At 67.1% G+C, this 16,587-nt stretch carries 16 protein-coding genes; 10 read left to right on the top strand and 6 right to left on the bottom strand.

Annotated elements, in window-relative coordinates; translation table 11 throughout:
- Nucleotides 1-18: 18 nt before the first annotated feature.
- Together DOM33_RS15165 and DOM33_RS15160 are read left to right on the top strand one after the other, a co-directional pair.
- Nucleotides 19-267, top strand: a complete 249-nt coding sequence (locus DOM33_RS15165) for a YfhL family 4Fe-4S dicluster ferredoxin (RefSeq protein WP_110670498.1) — start codon at nt 19-21, stop codon at nt 265-267.
- 91 nt (nt 268-358) lie between these two features.
- On the top strand, nt 359-619 hold the full coding sequence (locus tag DOM33_RS15160) for a heme exporter protein CcmD (RefSeq protein ID WP_110670497.1): 261 nt from the start codon (nt 359-361) through the stop codon (nt 617-619).
- Nucleotides 620-718: 99 nt separating this feature from the next.
- Here DOM33_RS15160 and DOM33_RS15155 read toward each other — a convergent pair whose 3' ends face one another.
- The gene (locus DOM33_RS15155; RefSeq protein WP_110670494.1) at nt 719-2,131 is read right to left on the bottom strand and encodes an alginate export family protein; all 1,413 of its coding nucleotides are present in this window, start codon (nt 2,129-2,131) and stop codon (nt 719-721) included.
- A gap of 357 nt (nt 2,132-2,488) precedes the next feature.
- Here DOM33_RS15155 and DOM33_RS15150 point away from each other — a divergent pair, with 357 nt between their 5' ends.
- From DOM33_RS15150 to DOM33_RS15135, 4 genes are all read left to right on the top strand, one after another.
- Nucleotides 2,489-3,841 carry an MATE family efflux transporter gene (locus DOM33_RS15150; protein WP_420820195.1) on the top strand — a complete coding sequence of 451 codons (1,353 nt, stop codon included), beginning with the start codon at nt 2,489-2,491 and terminating at the stop codon, nt 3,839-3,841.
- A gap of 130 nt (nt 3,842-3,971) precedes the next feature.
- A complete protein-coding gene (locus DOM33_RS15145) occupies nt 3,972-5,285 on the top strand; it encodes a short-chain fatty acid transporter (RefSeq protein ID WP_110670623.1) in 1,314 nt (437 codons plus the stop codon).
- A 162-nt stretch (nt 5,286-5,447) separates the two neighbouring features.
- Nucleotides 5,448-5,936 (top strand): acyl-CoA thioesterase, encoded by a 489-nt coding sequence (locus DOM33_RS15140; protein ID WP_239495387.1) that lies wholly within the window; start codon nt 5,448-5,450, stop codon nt 5,934-5,936.
- A gap of 36 nt (nt 5,937-5,972) precedes the next feature.
- Nucleotides 5,973-7,031, top strand: a complete 1,059-nt coding sequence (locus DOM33_RS15135; protein ID WP_204352714.1) for a DUF445 domain-containing protein — start codon at nt 5,973-5,975, stop codon at nt 7,029-7,031.
- Nucleotides 7,032-7,118: 87 nt separating this feature from the next.
- Here the strand turns inward: DOM33_RS15135 and DOM33_RS15130 are convergent, their stop codons facing one another.
- Together DOM33_RS15130 and DOM33_RS15125 are read right to left on the bottom strand one after the other, a co-directional pair.
- Nucleotides 7,119-8,174, bottom strand: coding sequence for a hypothetical protein (locus DOM33_RS15130; RefSeq protein WP_110670490.1), 1,056 nt, complete (start codon nt 8,172-8,174; stop codon nt 7,119-7,121).
- A gap of 195 nt (nt 8,175-8,369) precedes the next feature.
- Complete coding sequence (locus DOM33_RS15125; protein ID WP_162617994.1) at nt 8,370-8,708, bottom strand: I78 family peptidase inhibitor; 339 nt, start codon at nt 8,706-8,708, stop codon at nt 8,370-8,372.
- Between the two features lie 256 nt (nt 8,709-8,964).
- On the opposite strand from DOM33_RS15125, the gene osmF reads away from it, so the two are divergent.
- Genes osmF through DOM33_RS15100 form a run of 4 tightly spaced genes read left to right on the top strand, consistent with a single transcriptional unit; the run spans nt 8,965 to nt 12,994 of the window.
- Nucleotides 8,965-9,891, top strand: a complete 927-nt coding sequence (osmF, locus tag DOM33_RS15115; RefSeq protein WP_110670484.1) for a glycine betaine ABC transporter substrate-binding protein OsmF — start codon at nt 8,965-8,967, stop codon at nt 9,889-9,891.
- On the top strand, nt 9,884-11,101 hold the full coding sequence (locus tag DOM33_RS15110; RefSeq protein ID WP_239495386.1) for an ABC transporter permease: 1,218 nt from the start codon (nt 9,884-9,886) through the stop codon (nt 11,099-11,101). The genes osmF and DOM33_RS15110 overlap by 8 nt, the downstream gene beginning before the upstream one ends.
- Before the next feature lie 4 nt (nt 11,102-11,105).
- Entirely contained in the window at nt 11,106-12,233 is a 1,128-nt protein-coding gene (locus DOM33_RS15105; protein ID WP_110670482.1) for an ABC transporter ATP-binding protein, read from the top strand.
- Nucleotides 12,230-12,994 (top strand): ABC transporter permease, encoded by a 765-nt coding sequence (locus DOM33_RS15100; protein WP_338053863.1) that lies wholly within the window; start codon nt 12,230-12,232, stop codon nt 12,992-12,994. The genes DOM33_RS15105 and DOM33_RS15100 overlap by 4 nt, the downstream gene beginning before the upstream one ends.
- Before the next feature lie 85 nt (nt 12,995-13,079).
- Here DOM33_RS15100 and DOM33_RS15095 read toward each other — a convergent pair whose 3' ends face one another.
- The 3 genes from DOM33_RS15095 to DOM33_RS15085 all read right to left on the bottom strand — a co-directional run bounded on the left by DOM33_RS15095 (nt 13,080) and on the right by DOM33_RS15085 (nt 16,586).
- Nucleotides 13,080-13,844 carry an SDR family NAD(P)-dependent oxidoreductase gene (locus DOM33_RS15095; protein WP_110670480.1) on the bottom strand — a complete coding sequence of 255 codons (765 nt, stop codon included), beginning with the start codon at nt 13,842-13,844 and terminating at the stop codon, nt 13,080-13,082.
- Nucleotides 13,845-13,942: 98 nt separating this feature from the next.
- Nucleotides 13,943-14,248: a MarR family transcriptional regulator gene (locus DOM33_RS15090; RefSeq protein ID WP_110670478.1), complete on the bottom strand. Its 306-nt coding sequence runs from the start codon at nt 14,246-14,248 to the stop codon at nt 13,943-13,945.
- Nucleotides 14,241-16,586 (bottom strand): FdhF/YdeP family oxidoreductase, encoded by a 2,346-nt coding sequence (locus DOM33_RS15085; protein ID WP_110670476.1) that lies wholly within the window; start codon nt 16,584-16,586, stop codon nt 14,241-14,243. The genes DOM33_RS15090 and DOM33_RS15085 overlap by 8 nt, the downstream gene beginning before the upstream one ends.
- Nucleotide 16,587: the final 1 nt, after the last annotated feature.

The raw sequence follows: 16,587 nt of genomic DNA, 5'->3' as shown, positions 1-16,587 counted from the left end.
CGCCGCGAGGAGTTCGACATGGCCCTGATGATCACCGACGAATGCATCAACTGCGACGTCTGCGAGCCGGAGTGCCCCAATGACGCCATCTCCCCGGGCGAGGAGATCTACGTCATCGACCCGGCACACTGCACCGAGTGCGTCGGCCACTTCGACGAGCCCCAGTGCCAGCAGGTCTGCCCCGTGGACTGTATCCCGCTCGACCCCGAACACGAGGAGAGCAAGGAGCAGCTGATGGAGAAGTACGAGATCATCACCGCCGCCTGAGCGGTGATCTTTTCCGTCCAAGCGACAGTCGGCGCCGTGTCGCCATGCAACGCGCGCCGGCCCGCGAGACGTCCCCATCCGAGAGAAGCGCATGACAAACGATCGTCACGACAACGCGAGCCAGGCCCGCTTGCTCAAGCAGTATCGCCGCAACGCGTGGTCGATCCTCGTCGTGGGTGTCGGGGTAGGGTTCGTCGTCATCGCCACCACGCTGATGGGCACGCCGATTCCGCCCACGACGCTGCTGGTCACGATGGGCACGCTCGCGCTGTTCATCATCCTCCAGGTGGTACGCAACGCCCGACTGCTCAAGCGCCTCAAACGGCTGCAGGCTCGCGAGACACCGCACTGACGGTCGTCGAAGCGGCTAGCGCCCGACAGCAAGACGCCATCGCCGCCCCGATCCGTCGATCGGGGCGGCGATGGCGTTTTCGAGGACCGCGCGTCGCGGTCAGAAGGTGTAGGTGGCGTAGAGCTCGATGAGCTGGGCATCGTCGTCGTTGCCGCCGAAACGCTCCTCGGCGCCGGTTTCCGGCGAGGCGAAGGCGTAGATCGCCGACAGCGACAGCCGCTCGGTGACCGACCAGTCGGCGTAGAGGTTGATCTCGTTGGCGAAGTCGCTGTCGCTCACGCCGGCCGCCTCGCGATCGTGATAGCGGAAGTGATAGCCGATCACGCCGGCTTCGAGATCGTCCCGCGGGGAGACGGAAAACCGCACCATGTCGATATCGAGATTGCTGTTGAAAAGCATGTACTCGCCGACGATCTCCCCCATGAACCAGTTACCCCAGCCGCCGGCGAAGTCGTAGAAGAGGGTATCGTAATTCTCCTCGAATTCGGCGTGACGATAGGCGAGCTGAGGCGTCCACGGCAGATCGACGAAATCGTAGGTCGCCTGGACGTACCAGCCGCTGTCGTCGATGCCCTCGTCGTCGTTCTTCTCGTGCACGAGCTGTCCGCCCAGCGACAGATTGGGTACGGCGGCGAACGGCTTGCCCTTGGCGCGCAGGTTATAGACGTCCATGCCGTCGCGGGTGGCGGTGTCGCTGTCGTAGACGCGCAGATAGGCCGCCCCCACCTTGGCCCGCTCCCCGAAGGTGTAGTCGACGTTGATGCCGTTGGCTTTCGTCTCGGTATCCGGCCCGCCGCGCACGTACTGATCCGCCTCCAGATGGAAGAGGTCCCCGTGCCAGCCCTGGCTGTCGATCGATGCCACGGCGGTATTCTCGAAGCCCTCGCTGGGACCGATGTAGTAGCCCGCGTACTTGCCGGTATCGGTGAAGCCATCGCCGACCAGAAAACCCTCGCCGAACTGGAACTTCTGGCGCCCACCGGAGAGCGTGATCGCGTCTTCACCGAGCGTGTCCGCCCACAGGTTGCCGCTGCGCCAGCCGAGGTAGGCGCGGTCGAGCCGGCCGTGCTCCGGATGATTGGGCGTGGCGCCGGCGGCGTCGCCGTAGCGGCTGCCCCGCGTCGCCGCGTAGCTGCCCTGCACGCCGGTGAACCAGGTGCCGGCGTCATCGACGTCCCACTCGGCCGTGAAGCCGGGCTGCACCACCGCCTCCAGCCAGTCCGGGCTTTCGCCGGTCGGGGCGCCGGCATCGATGCTCGAGCTCGAGCCGAAGTTGACGTCGTCGGTGGCGGCGGCGAAGCCGTAGAGCGACAGCCCCCCGTTGAGACGCACGTCGCCGTCGCGGCTCTCGTAGAGCGAATGCGGCGTTGCGGGCGGCACGATGCCGGCATCCTGATAGTCGATGTCGGTGACGGCGGTGTAGGCGAAAACGCTGGAGGCGGGGAGTATCAGCGCGGCGGCGGCAAACGATCGGCGCGACGCGCGACCGATGAACGCGGTTGTTATCGTCATGAGTATTCCCTCGAAAGCGATAAGATCTTGTTATCTCTCGTCGCAAACGGTGTCGACCATGAGGCCTACCGGTAGCGGCGGTTTCCCTACTGTAGAGCAGCCGGTCGTGGGCGCAACTTTCCCGGCCACGTATCCTTTCAGGGTCGCTGCGCCTGTCGCACTCGCCGGCATCGCCACGTTTACCGCCCGCTCTTTCCCCTGGGGGCACCGTGAAGGCGCGCATCGATCGACGTGCATCGACGGCGTATCCTGTGGACCGCACGGGCACGCGCTTCGGCTTTCTGGCCCGTCGCTTGCGGTCAGGCCGGCTGCGAGCCGCCCGCCGACTCATCTTTCATCGACGCGACAAGGACTATCGTGGATCGCCCGACCGCCAGCGACACCGAGCCCCGCCGTTACACCCCGTCCCACATCGGGAAACTGGCCTGGCCGATCATCCTCTCCAATCTCAGCGTGCCGCTGCTCGGGCTGGTCGACACCGCGGTGGTGGGCCATCTGCCGGACTCGCGCTATCTCGCCGCGGTCACCCTCGGGGCGACGCTATTCAGCTTTCTCTACTGGGGCTTCGGCTTTCTGCGCATGGGCACCACCGGGCTCACCTCTCAGGCGGTGGGCCGCGAGAGCGACAGCGACGTTCGTCTGCTGCTGGCGCAGTCGCTGGTGATGGCAGGGGCGATCGGCGTGGCACTGATTCTGCTGGCCGAGCCCTTGATCTCGCTGGGGTTGTGGCTGCTCGACGGCAGTGCGGTGGCGACCGCGCTGGCAAGCGATTACGCCCACATCCGGATCTTTTCGGCACCGGCGGTGCTCGCCAACTACGCCATTCTCGGCTGGTTCATCGGCCAGCAGCGTACCCGTATCACGCTGGCGATCCTGCTGCTCACCAACGGCGTCAACATCCTGCTCGATCTGATCTTCGTGGTCGGCTTCGGCTTCGCCAGCGACGGCGTGGCGTGGGCCTCGCTGATCGCCGACTACAGCGCGCTCGCCTTCGGGCTGTGGCGGGTGGCGGTGCACTGGCGCACTCTCGGCGGGTCGCTGTCACGCGAAGCGCTGCGCTCGTTGTCGCGCTACGCGGAGCTGATCCGCGTCAACCAGCATCTGTTCGTGCGCACGCTGGGGCTGCTGTTCGCGCAGGCGTTCTTCACCGCCCAGGCGGCCAACTTCGGCGACACGGTACTCGCTGCCAACGCGGTGCTGTTGCAGTTCATCATGCTCACCTCCTTCGCGCTCGACGGCTTCGCCAACGCCGCCGAGGCGCTTACCGGGCGCTCGGTGGGCAAGCGCGCCTGGGATGACTTCGGCGATGCTGTCCGCGCGGCGGCCAAGCTTTCGGTGGCGGTGGCCGGCGCGGCGATGCTGATCTTCGCTGTCGGCGGCGATGCGCTGGTAGCGCTTCTCACCGACCTGCCGGAGGTCCGCGCCGCCGCCGCCGACTATCTGCCGTGGATGGTCGCGATGCCGGCGATCGCGGTGTGGAGCTATCTGCTCGACGGAGTGTTCATCGGTGCCACCGAGAGCCGGGCGATGCGCGACACCGTGTGGCTGGCGATCGCCTGCTATCTGCCGACGTGGTGGCTGACGCAGGGGTTCGGCAACCACGGCCTGTGGCTGTCGTTTCTGCTCTTCACTGCGGTGCGTTCGGCGTCGCTCGGCGCCTGCTATTTTCACTATCGGCGCACCCGCTGGACGGCCACGCCCACGACCTGAGGGGGCGCTCGCGGCCGCCTGAGACGGACGCGAGCCCTCGCCGAGGCGCGGCCCGACTCGACCAAGGTTGACTGACGCCGTCGGCGCCCAGGCGCTACGCTCGGCCGACATCCACCGAGAGCCCGTCTCCATGCTCCAGCGTCTATCGCGTCCCGCCGTTCGCATGGTCGAGCGCTATCTGCCCGATCCCTACATCTTCGTGCTGCTGCTCACGCTCGTCGCCGCCCTTGCCGCGATGCTCTTCGAGCGTCAGACGCCGCTGGCGGTGATGCGCGACTGGGGCGACGGCTTCTGGGGGCTGCTGTCGTTCTCGATGCAGATGCTGCTGGTGCTGGTCACCGGCTTCATGCTCGCAAGCTCGCCGCCGATGAAACGCCTGCTCGACCGCCTGGCGAGTCTCGCTCGTTCGCCGGGAAGCGCCATCGTGCTGGTGACGCTGGTGTCGCTGGCAGCGAGCTGGATCAACTGGGGCTTCGGGCTGGTGATCGGCGCGCTCTTCGCCAAGGCGCTGGCGCGGCGCATCCGGGTCGACTATCGGCTGCTGATCGCCAGCGCCTACTCGGGGTTCGTGGTCTGGCACGGCGGTCTCGCCGGCTCGATTCCGCTGACCATCGCCACACCGGGTCACTTCAGCGAGGCCGAGATCGGCCTCGTTTCCACCTCGCAGACGATCTTCGCCGGCTTCAACCTGCTCATCGTCGCCGCACTCTTCGTCATCATGCCGCTGGTCAACCGCTGGATGCTCCCCTCGCCGCGGGACAGCGTCTACGTCAGCGCGTCACGGCTGGCCGAGCCTAGCGCCGACGACCGGGTGACCATCGAGCGCCCGGCGGATCGTCTCGAAACCTCCACGCTGCTCTCCTGGCTAGTGGGTGTGCCGGGGCTCGCCTATCTCGTCTACACGTTCGGCTTCGGCGACGGCGGGCTCAACCTCAATAGCGTCAACTTCCTGTTCCTGATGCTGGCGATCGTGCTGCACCGCACGCCGAGAAGTCTGCTGGCGAGCCTCAACGAGGCGATCAAGGGTGGCGCGGGGATCGTCATCCAGTTCCCGTTCTACGCCGGCATCATGGGAATCATGATGGGCTCGGGGCTCGCCGAGTCGCTCTCCGAGATGTTCGTCGCCATCGCCAGCGCCGAGAGTCTGCCGTTCTGGTCGTTCATCAGCGCCGGGGTGGTCAATCTGTTCGTTCCCTCCGGCGGCGGGCAGTGGGCCGTACAGGCGCCAGTGATGCTGCCCGCCGCCGAGGCGCTCGGGGCCGACGTCGCCCGCGTGGCGATGGGGGTCGCCTGGGGCGATGCCTGGACCAACCTGCTGCAGCCCTTCTGGGCGCTGCCGGTGCTCGCCATCGCCGGGCTCAACGCCAAGGACATCATGGGCTTCTGCCTGATCCAGCTGGTGGTGACCGGCGCGGTGATCGGTCTGGGTCTGACCCTCTTCTAATCCTGTACCAGCGCCACGCCGGGGCCGCCCGCGATGGCGCGATGGGCAGTCGCGGCCAAACGTGATACATCTTGCGCCCAGCGGGCCACGGGCCCAACGACGACGACCGATTCCGAGGCGAGCGTGGCGCAAGACGACATTCCCCGGCAGCACGAGCTGTCGATGACCGTACTCATGACCCCCGACATGGCCAACTTCAGCGGCAAGGTCCATGGCGGGGCGATCCTCAAGAAGCTCGACGAGGTCGCCTACGCCTGTGCCAGCCGCTACGCCGGCAGCTACGTGGTGACGCTCTCCGTCGACCGGGTACTGTTCAAGCAGCCCATTCTGGTCGGCGAACTGGTCACGTTTCTGGCGATGGTCAATCACGTCGGGCGCTCGTCGATGGAGATCGGTATCAAGGTGCTGGCGGAGTCGATTCAGGAACGGGTGATTCGTCACACCAACAGCTGCTATCTCACCATGGTGGCCGTCGACGGCGAGGGCAAACCGGTCGACGTGCCGCCGCTTGCGTTGAACACACCCTTGCAGCAGCTACGCTTCGACAAGGCCGCGCTGCGCAAGAAGCTGCGCAAGCAGGAGGCCGAGGAGGAGCGCGACGCCATGGCCGCGCACCTCAAGGCCTACCCCGCCGGCAGTACTCCGACGTGATACCGCGCCCTCGCCTTCCGCGAACAAGGACGTTCGATGCTCAATAGTGAAACCCCACGCCCGCGCCGGGCGCGCCCCATCAGCCGCCTGAGCGAGCGGCTGCTCGTCGCCTGGGACGTGTCGGTGGTGATACTGGTGATCGTCAATCTGGCGCTTTTGCTGTTCGACAGCCTCTATCTGATTCCGCCGCTCAACGGCGCCTTCGAGGCTGTGGCGCCCGGCCTGCACGCCGCCTACGACGACAACATCCGCGCCAACTTCTTCACCATCGATCTCTACTTCGTCGCCGTTTTCGCCCTCGACGTGCTGCTCGGCTGGATCATCGCCGTGGCCCAGCAGCGCTACGCCCGCTGGTTCTTCTATCCCTTCGTGCACTGGTACGACGTGCTCGGCTGCATTCCGCTGGCGGGCTTCCGCTGGCTGCGTCTGTTGCGCGTGGTCTCGCTGCTGATCCGGCTGCAGCGCCTCGGCGTCATCGACATCAACCGCTGGGCGATCTACCGCTTCTACCGCACCTACTACGGCGTGATGATGGAAGAGCTCTCGGATCGCGTCGCGCTGAAACTGTTGACCGACATACAGAGCGAAGTCCGCCAGAGCGAGCATCTGTCGCGGCGCATCTCGCAGGAGGTAATCCAGCCGCGCAAGGAGGCGCTGGTCGAGGAGGTGGCGGCGAGACTCGAGCGCACCGTCGACAAGAGCTACGCCGAGAATCATCAGGAGATCCATCGCTACGTCGCCGCCCTGGTCGGCCGTACGCTGGAGGAGAACCCCGAACTTCGTCGCCTGCGGCGCCTGCCGATGGGCGATGCGATCTCCGAAGGGCTGGAACGGAGTCTGAGCGACATTGCCAGCCGCGTGGTTCACGAGGCGGTCGACGGCCTGCGCTCGCCGCAGTTCCACCTGCTGCTGTCGGACATGGTGGGCAGCGGTATCGATGCCTGGCTCAAGGTCGACGAGACCACCGACAAGGTCACTCAGGAGGTGCTCATCGATCTGCTGGAACTGCTCAAGGAGCAGATCGCGGTGCAGCGCTGGCGGGACGACTCGCCGCTCGCGCATCCCGCGCGAACCGAGACCCCGCCGACGCGCTGAGCCTCGATCGACGGTCCCGCCCCGGCGGATGCCGAGGCGTCGGATGGCGACCGCTTCGACGTCGCGGCCGTCATCCGGCGGGGCCGGTCAATCGCCGGTGATCTGCAGCAGGGTATAGGGCGCTTCGCACGCCTCGCGAACATCGCGCTCGTCGAAGGAGCCCAGCGACATATCGCGGTCGTTGTCGTAGGCCACGAACAGCCGGTCATGGTCGAGCACGGCCAACCCCTCCGCCTTATGCTCGAACTCCAGTACACCGCCCGCGGCATTCTCGACCATCGAGGGCGCTCGCTCGGCGGCGAAATCGTCGAGCGACAGCGACCAGAGATACCCGCCGATGCGCTCGACGCCCTCGTCCTCGACCTCGAAGCTCGCCATCAGATAGAGGCGTTCGTTGTAGGGATCGTACTCGAGACTGGAGAGCCCGCAGACATGGCGCACGCCGGCGAAGTTCGCGGGGTCGAAACGGTAGCGTTCGCGCAGGGTATCGACGAAGACCAGATTGCCCGTATCGGCGACGCGATAGTGCGCGCCGACGACGCGGCAGACATAGTCGAAGTCGTCGAACGCCTTGCCCTGCTCGCGCACGCCGAAGAGCAGCAGGCCATCGCTTTCGAGCGTCGAATCGGTCGCCGGTACCGCCGCCAGCCCCTCGATCTTGTAATACGGCAGGTCGATCGCGGCATCGAGCTTGCGGCGAAGCTCTAGCGAGCCCTCGATGCCATCGCGCGGGTCAGGGTCGACCACGCGGACCTGCTCGGGCCGGCCGACGGGCCAGATCAGCAGATGGTTGTAGGCGTTGAGCTCGTGGGTCTCGGCGTGGATCCGATCGAAACCGGTCGTCGCGAGGATGTGACGGCCGTCGACGGTCAGCGCGAAATCCTCGTACTTGATCGCGTTCTTGATCGCCGGCGCCGTCAGGTAGGTGAGCGACTCAGGGTCCGGCACGCCGTCGACGAGCGTCACGGCGAAAGCCGCCGAACGCGACTCGCCGGGAATCGGCTTGTCGCTGGCGAGAATCAGTCGATCACCGTCGAAGACCGCAGCGGATACCTCGACATTGACGGGGGTGTCGTCGTCGTGGCGCAGCCCTGAGGGAAAGCAGGTCAGCGTGCCCGATGCAGTGGCATTCATTCGTAGCATCGTTCTCTCCGATGAGCTCGAGTTCTATCCGATGGGCGCAAGCTCTCTTTGCGCACCAGAAAGAGAAGGCGGACCGTCACACGGGCAGACATCGAGACAGGCGGACGTCGATCGCCGACACTGCTGGACGATCCGCCGCCCGCGTTCGACCCCCCGATAAGCGTGCCGCACGAGGGCACGGGGTGAAAAGCGCGATCAGCCGCAGCTGATCGAGGTGATCGTTTCGTCCTCGTCGACGACGACCTGAAGGCGCTCGGGAAGGTGGTCCGTCGTGTAGCTGTGCCCCGGCTCGACGATGCGGATGGTACTGGCGCGTGAGCGGTCCTCGAGCCAGGTTCGCGTGTCGTCGTCGAGGCTCTGACCGGTCAGGCTGCCTACCGCACGTGCACCGCAGGGGTCAGGGGGTGCCGGGGCGAAATCGGGCGGCGGGGGCGGCGCGTCATCCGGCGCCGGCGCGGCGTGACAACCCGCCAGCAACAGGGCGCTCAACGCCATCGCGGCACCCGCTTTCAGCACGTTCTTTCCTTCGCTCATCATGATCTTCCTTAGACAACGTCAGCGTATCGACCCGAGAGGTCGCCTGGCGACCTCGTCGAGCCACTCCTGGCCCCCGGCTTCACGGCCGTCGGCACCGATCGATGCGCCAAGATTAGCAGTTGGCAAAGACGCCGGCACCGGCTGGCTCGACGACAGCGAGCGGACTAGACTCGAACGATACGCGGCATCCTGCCGCCCGAACCGCTCGAACGCCGGGTATCCCCGGCCGCCGCTGATGCCAAGGAAGGACACCATGCGCCATTCGCTCGCCGCAAGCCTCTTCGCCACGACTCTCGCCATGGCAGGTGGCATGGGCCAGGCCGTCGCCCAGGACGACCCCATCCGCGTCGCCTCGAAGATCGACACCGAAGGCGCGCTGATCGGCAACATGATCGTCGAGGTGCTCGAAAACGCCGATCTACCGGTCGAGAGTCGTCTCGAACTCGGCCCGACCAACATCGTGCGGCAGGCACTGATTTCCGGAGATATCGATCTCTACCCGGAGTACACCGGCAACGGCGCCTTCTTCACCGACACTACCGACGATCCGGCATGGAAGGACATCGAGACAGGTTTCGACAAGATTCGCGACGTCGATGCCGAGCAGAACGATTTGGCGTGGCTCACACCGGCCCCGGCGAACAACACCTGGGCGATCGCGCTGCGCCAGACGCTCGCCGAGGATAACGATCTGTCGACCATGGCCGATTTCGGTCGCTGGGTCTCCGACGGCGGCGAAGTGAAGCTTGCCGCCTCGGCGGAATTCGTCGAGAGCGACGCCGCCCTGCCGAGTTTTCAGCGCGCCTACGACTTCACCCTCGACCAGGACCAGCTGCTGGTGCTCTCCGGTGGCAATACCGCGGCCACCATTCGCGCGGCCGCGGAAGGCACCAGCGGAGCCAACGCCGCCATGGTCTACGGCACCGACGGCGCCATCGCCGCGGCCGGGCTGAAGGTGATGGACGATCCCGAAGGCGTGCAGATGGTCTACGCGCCGGCACCGGTAGTCCGTCAGGCGACCCTCGAATCCTACCCGCAGATCGAAGCGCTGCTGGCACCGGTGTTCGAGTCCCTCGACCGCGAAACGCTGCAGGCGCTCAACGGCAAGATTCAGGTCGATGGCCTGCCGGCGGATCAGGTCGCCCGCGACTACCTGACCGAGCAGGGTCTGCTTGACTGACGCCGCCGCGCCATCGTCGAGCGCCGAGCGGCGCTCACCCCTGATCGGCAACCGGGTTCTCCTGACGCTGGTCGTCGTCTGCCTGCTCGGCGTGGGCCTGTTGCCCTTCGCCAGCATGGCGCCCAATCGGCTAGTGTCGGGTCAGTCGATGTCGACGTGGGCCGCATTCGCGCCCTGGCAGCTCGTGACGCTGGCGGGGCTGCTCGCGCTGCTGGCGCTGGCGTCGTTCGCTCACCTGATGCCCCGCCGTCCGGGCCACGCCGTCGCCCTGGCGGCGGCACTCGCCCTGCTGGCGCTGGATTTCGTCGCCCTCGGTGGCTACGCCCACCGCGCCTTGGCGGACGCCTCCCCTGCCGCCCGCGTTTCCCAGGGCAGCGCCTTCTGGGTGCTGCTGTTTGCCGCCGGTCTGATCATGATCGACGCCCTGCAGCGGCTACGTCCGCCCCCCGTCTGGCGGGCGCTCTACGCGGCGACAGCGCTCACCCTCGTCGGCGTCTGTTTCGCGACCGACCTGCTGTCGCCGCTCTCCATCATGCGCGAGTTCGCCAATCAGCGGGACAACTTCGTCGATCAGCTGACGCGCCACCTGGCGCTGGTTGCCGGCGCGCTGGTGCCGGCCCTCGTCGTCGGCCTGCCGCTGGGGCTGCTCGCGCGGCGTCGCCCGGGCGCTCGCAACGTGCTGTTCAGCGTGCTCAACGTCTTCCAGACGCTGCCGTCGATCGCCGTCTTCGGCCTGCTGATCGCGCCGCTGGCAGCGCTCGCCGCGGCACTGCCGTGGCTGCGCGAGGTGGGCGTCGGCGGCATCGGTGCCGCGCCCGCGCTCATCGCACTGGTGCTCTACTCGCTGCTGCCGATCGTGCGCAACACCTACGCCGGGCTCGCCGGCGTCGCCCCGGGCACGCTGGAAGCCGCCCGCGGCATGGGCATGACGGCGCGCCAGATTCTCTGGCGGGTAGAGATACCGCTGGCACTGCCGGTGATTCTTTCCGGGCTGCGCATCGTCACGGTGCAGGCGATCGGTTTGACGGTGGTCGCCGCCCTCATCGGCGCCGGCGGGCTCGGTGCCTTCATCTTTCAGGGACTCGGCCAGTACGCCATCGATCTGGTACTACTGGGGGCCATTCCGACCATCGTGCTCGCGGTGGTCGCCGACTTCACGCTACAGCTACTGGTGGCGCTCAGCCGCCCCACTCGCGCCGGCCAAGGGTGACGCAATGATCGAACTACAGGGCCTCACCAAGCGCTACGCCGGCAAGACCGTGGTCGACGACATCACGCTGACCTTCGAGACCGGCGAATTCGCCGTGCTGATCGGCCCCTCGGGCTGCGGCAAGTCGACCACGCTGAAGATGATCAACCGCCTGATTCCCGCGAGCGGCGGACGCATCACCCTCGGCGGCGAGGACGTTGCCGCGCTGCCCGTGGAGCAGCTGCGCCGGCGCATCGGCTATGCGATCCAGTCGACGGGGCTCTTTCCACACTGGAGCGTGGCGCGCAACGTCGCCACCGTGCCGCAGCTGCTGAAGTGGCCCCGATCGCGCATCGACGACCGCGTCGACGAGCTGCTGGCGATGTTCCACCTCGACCCGACGACGTTTCGCGACAAGCTCCCGCACCAGCTCTCCGGCGGCCAGGCGCAGCGCGTGGGCGTTGCCCGAGCCCTCGCCGCCGACCCGGAAGTCCTGCTGATGGACGAGCCCTTCGGCGCGGTCGACCCGATCACCCGCGAAGTGCTGCAGACGGAGATGCGGCGCGTGCATCAGCAGACCGGCAAGACCATCGTCTTCGTCACCCACGACATGGACGAGGCGCTCTCGCTCGCCACCCGCATCGCCCTGCTCAACGACGGCAAGCTGGTGCAGTACGAACGGCCGGTGGAGATGATGGTCGAGCCCGCCGACGACTTCGTGCGCGAGTTCATCGGTCAGGCGGATCTCGGCCTCAAGCTGCTCTCGCGGCGCTGGGTCCATCAGTATCAGCGCCCGCCGAGCGTTGCCCCCCGCGATGCGCTCCCCGAACCGGGCAGCCACTGGTGGATGATCGATGACGCCGGCCGCCCCACCGCACTGGCCGGCGCCCGGCTCGACGACGAGGACGCCGTCACCCGAGTGAAGGCGGAGTGGACCGCGACGCCGGAGATGAGCATGAAGGAGGCGCTGTCGCGCATGGTGTGGTACCGCGTGATGGTACTGCCGGTGGTCGACGAGAGCGGCCAACTCATCGCCGAGGTCGGTATGCAGGGCGTGATGGGCATCGAGCGGGGGCCGGGCGCCAACGCTTCGTCCACGCGCGCCGCCGGCAACGGCGCTCTGTCCGATAACGACGGCGGGGATCCGGCGTGAGCGGTGCGCGAACGCTTCACCGGCTACGCGCCGCGAGTGCCGGCAGCGGCGTACTGATCGCGCTCTGCGGACTGCTGATCGCGCTGACGCTCGGCATGGCTCAGCTCGAGCCGCTCTTCCGCGCGCTGTTCCCCTCGGTCAGCAACCCGCTTTACACCCGCGACAGCTATCTCAACCTGATGCTCGCGCACATCGGCCTGGTGGTCGTGTCGTCGCTGATTTCGGTCGGCATCGGTATCGCCGCCGGGCTGTTCGTCACCCGCCCCGCGGGGCGCGAGTTCGAACCCATGGTGTCGTCGCTCGCCGCCGTCGGGCAGACCTTTCCGCCCGCCGCCGTGCTCGCCATCGCCGTGCCGCTCGCCGGCTTCGGCTTCGCCCCCACGATCATCGCGCTGTCGCTCTATGGGCTGCTGCCGGTGATCCAGAACACCATTACCGGGCTCGATACCGTCCCCGAGACGACCCGCGAGGCGGCGCGGGGCAACGGCATGAGCGCCTGGCAGATTCTCTGGCGCATCGAACTGCCGCTGGCGATGCGAGTGATCGTCGCCGGCGTTCGCGTCTCGGTGATCATCAACATCGGGACCGCGACCATCGGCTCGACGGTCGGTGCCAAGAGCCTCGGAACGCCGCTGATCGCGGGGCTGGTCAGCAACAACCTCGCCTACGTGATCCAGGGGGCGCTGCTGGTGGGTCTACTGGCGATCGTCGCCGACCTGGCCTTCGAGCGCCTGGAGCGGCGCTTCACCTTCGGCGGCTGATGGCCGTCGTCCACCCCGCATGCGAACCGTCAGTGCCAAACCGCAAGCACCGAGCTGCTGACACCGAACTGCTAGCCCCGAACTGCTAACCAAAGTACTGCGCCCCGTTGATATCGACGACGGTGCCGGAGACGAACGCCGCGCCGTCACTGGCAAGCCACAGCGCCGCGGACGCGACGTCCTCGGGTAGCCCGGCGCGTCCCGCGGGGATGCTGTCGATAGTGGCGCGCTTGGAGGCTTCGGTGGTGAAGGTGGCATGGAACGGCGTGGCCTCGATGAAACCGGGCGCCAGCGCATTGACGGTGATACCGCGGGGCGCGAGTTCCTTGGCGAGCCCGCGGGTAAAACCGAACAGCGCCGCCTTGGCGGTGGCATAGGCGGTCGCGCCGGGGTGGCCGCCGTTGCGGCCGGCGAGTGAGGCAAGGGTGATGATGCGTCCTTGCTGGTCATTCAACAGCCGCATCAGGTGGTGAGTGACCAGAAAGACCGAGTCGACGTTGAGCGCCTGCACCTGACGCCAGAGCGAGAATGGCATCTCCTCAATGGTCGCGCGCTGTACCAGACCGCCGGCGTTGTTGACCAGGATGTCGATGGCGCCGATCTCGCGCTCGAGATCGTCCGCGAACGCCGCCACGGCGGACTCATCGGTGACGTCGAGGGCGTAGGCCAGCGGTGGCGCCCCGCTCGAAGGCGTCAACGCCTCGAGCGCGGCAGCATCGGGCTGGTGGCTGCGATAGGTGACCACCACGCGGGCGCCGGCCTCGGCAAGCCCCCGCGCAATGGCGTAGCCAATACCGGTGCCACCGCCCGTCACGACCGCCACGCGGCCTTCGAGATCGCCTGCTGCCATACCCACCTCTCTCATCGAATGTCGTTCGATCTGGCGACTGTCGTCCGATCTGGCGACCGTCGTTCGATCTGGCGACCGTCGTCTCATCAAGAGAGGGATTATGCGTCGCCGGAGCCGTCCCCGGGAACCTCGACCATGGTCAAGCGAAGCGCCGGGCTCGCCCCACCGGCGGGACGACTGTCGATCCAGCCCAGCGCCTCGAGTTCCGCCGCGGCGCGGCGAACCAGGGCGTGCTCGACCTCGAGCCGGCGCGAGAGCTGCGCGGTGGTCAGCCCCCGCGGCGAGTCGCCGACGTCACGCAGCGCGAGCCAGACCACCCCTGCCAGCGGATCGAGGCCCAGATGCGCCTGTAATAGCGCCGCGAGCGCCTGCGCGAGATCGGCGTCGTCGCCGGTCTCAGGCAAGGCGCGCGCTCGCTTCCAGCCGCACGGCGATGGATTTCGACGCCGGCGTGTGGCTGAAGTCGCCCTTGTGGTCGAGCGGGATCAGCGGGTTGGTTTCGGGATAGTAGGCCGCCGCGCAGCCGGTGGGCGTATCGTAGGCGACGATCTTGAAGCCGTTGACGCGGCGGGTCTCGCCGTCGGCGTTTTCGCCGACCAGATCGACCCACTGCCCGGTGCGAAAACCGAGCCGCTCGATGTCCGTCTGATTGACGAAGATCACCTGTCGGCCGTTCTCGATGCCGCGGTAGCGGTCGTCGTAGCCGTAAACGGTGGTGTTGTACTGATCGTGCGAGCGCATCGTCTGCAACGTCAGCCAGCCCTCGCGCTCGGCGAGACGCTGGTGCATCACCGCCTCCGGCAGCGCGTCGCTCGAGAACTCCGCCTTGCCGGTCGGCGTCGAGAAGCGCAGCTGCGTCACCGGATTGACCAGCCAGAAGCCGCGCGGGGTGCGAACCCGGGCGTTGAAGTCGGTGAAACCGGGAATGACCTCACTGATGTGATCGCGAATGACGTCGTAGTCCTCGCGCATCGCCGCCCAGTCGACCACCTCGCTGCCCAGCAGCCGCTCGGCGATGCCGGTAAGGATCGACACTTCCGAGCGCAGTGCCTTGTCCGCCGGGCGATTGATGCCCGCCGAGCCGTGCACCATGCTCATCGAATCCTCGACGGTGATCAGCTGCGACGTGCCGGCCGTGTTGCGATCGATCTCGCTGCGGCCGATACACGGCAGGATCAGCGCGGACTCGCCGGTCACCAGATGGCTGCGGTTGAGCTTGGTGCTGATGAACGCCGTCAGCCGGCAGTTCGCCATCGAGCGCTCGGTGACACCGCTGTCGGAGATCGCCCGGGTGAAGTTGCCGCCGAGCCCGATGAACACCTTGCCGGGATGATCCCGCATCGCCTGCACCGCAGCTACCGAGTCCACGCCGTGCGCCCGCGGCATCGAACGCGAATATTTCGCTTCCAGCGCATCGAGCAGCGCCTCGGAGGGCTTTTCATAGATGCCCATGGTGCGGTCGCCCTGGACGTTGGAGTGGCCCCGCACCGGCGAGGTGCCGGCGCCGGGACGCCCCAGGTTACCGCGCAGCATCAGTAGGTTGACGATCTCGCGGACCGTCGCCACCGAATGCTGGTGCTGGGTGATGCCCATGGCCCAGCAGGCGATGGTCGCTTTCGAGCGGGCGTAGAGCTCGGCGGCCTGCTCCATCTCGTCGCGGCTCAGACCGGACTGGGATTCCAGCGCCGCCCAGTCGGTGGCTTCTACAGTGGTCCGGTACGCCGCCAGCTGCGCGGTGTGATCGGCGAGAAAGGCGTGATCGAGCACGTCTTCGCCAGCGGCGTCACGGGCGAAGAGCGCCTTGGCCATGCCCCGCACCACCGCCATGTCGCCGCCGAGCTTGGGCCGAAAGTAGTGGCTGCTGATGCGGTGGCTGCCGTTGTGGAGCATCTCGCCGGCTTTCTGCGGGTCGGCGAACTTCTCCAGCCCCCGCTCCTTGAGCGTATTGAAGGTGACGATATCGGCGCCGCGCTCGGCGGCTTCCCGCAGGGTGCCGAGCATGCGCGGATGGTTGGTGCCCGGGTTCTGGCCGAACACGAAGATCGCCTCGGCCTGCTCGAAGTCCTCGAGGCGCACGTTGCCCTTGCCGGTGCCGAGCGCGGCGTTGAGCGCCACGCCGCTCGCCTCGTGGCACATGTTGGAGCAGTCCGGCATGTTGTTGGTGCCATAGAGCCGCGCCAGCAGCTGAAAGACGTAAGCCGACTCGTTGGGCGCCTTGCCGGAGGTGTAGAAGATGGCGTCGTTCGGCGTCGCCAGCGCCTTGAGCTCGTCGGCGATCAGGTCGAGTGCGGCCTCCCAACCGATGGGCTCGTAGTGATCCGTCTCGGCGTTGTAGCGCATCGGCTCGACCAGACGCCCCTGATCCTCGAGCCGGTAGTCGTCCCAGCGCTTGAGTTCGCTGACACTGTGCTTGGCGAAGAAGTCACGCGTGACGCGCTTGGCGGTCGCTTCCCAGGTCACCGCCTTGACGCCGTTCTCGCAGAACTCGAACGACGAGCCGTGCTCCGGATCGCCCCAGGCACAGCCCGGGCAGTCGAAGCCGTCGGGCTGGTTGAGCTTGAACAGCGAGCGCGCGTTGGTACCGATAGCGCGACTGTGGAGCAGGTGCTTGCCGACCGACTTCAGCGCACCCCAGCCGCCGGCCGGGTTGTGATACTCGGTGACCGTCGGGTCCTGCTCGTAGACCGGCCAGTCGCCGGCCGCGCGATCGTCGTGGGCGGAATCGTGGGAATCGTATGACATG

The sequence above is a fragment of the Salinicola halophilus genome (assembly GCF_003206155.1).
Classification (GTDB): Bacteria; Pseudomonadota; Gammaproteobacteria; order Pseudomonadales; family Halomonadaceae; genus Salinicola; species Salinicola halophilus.
The sequence above is the reverse complement of the archived record's forward strand: the minus strand, read 5'-3'. Positions and strand labels throughout refer to the sequence as shown.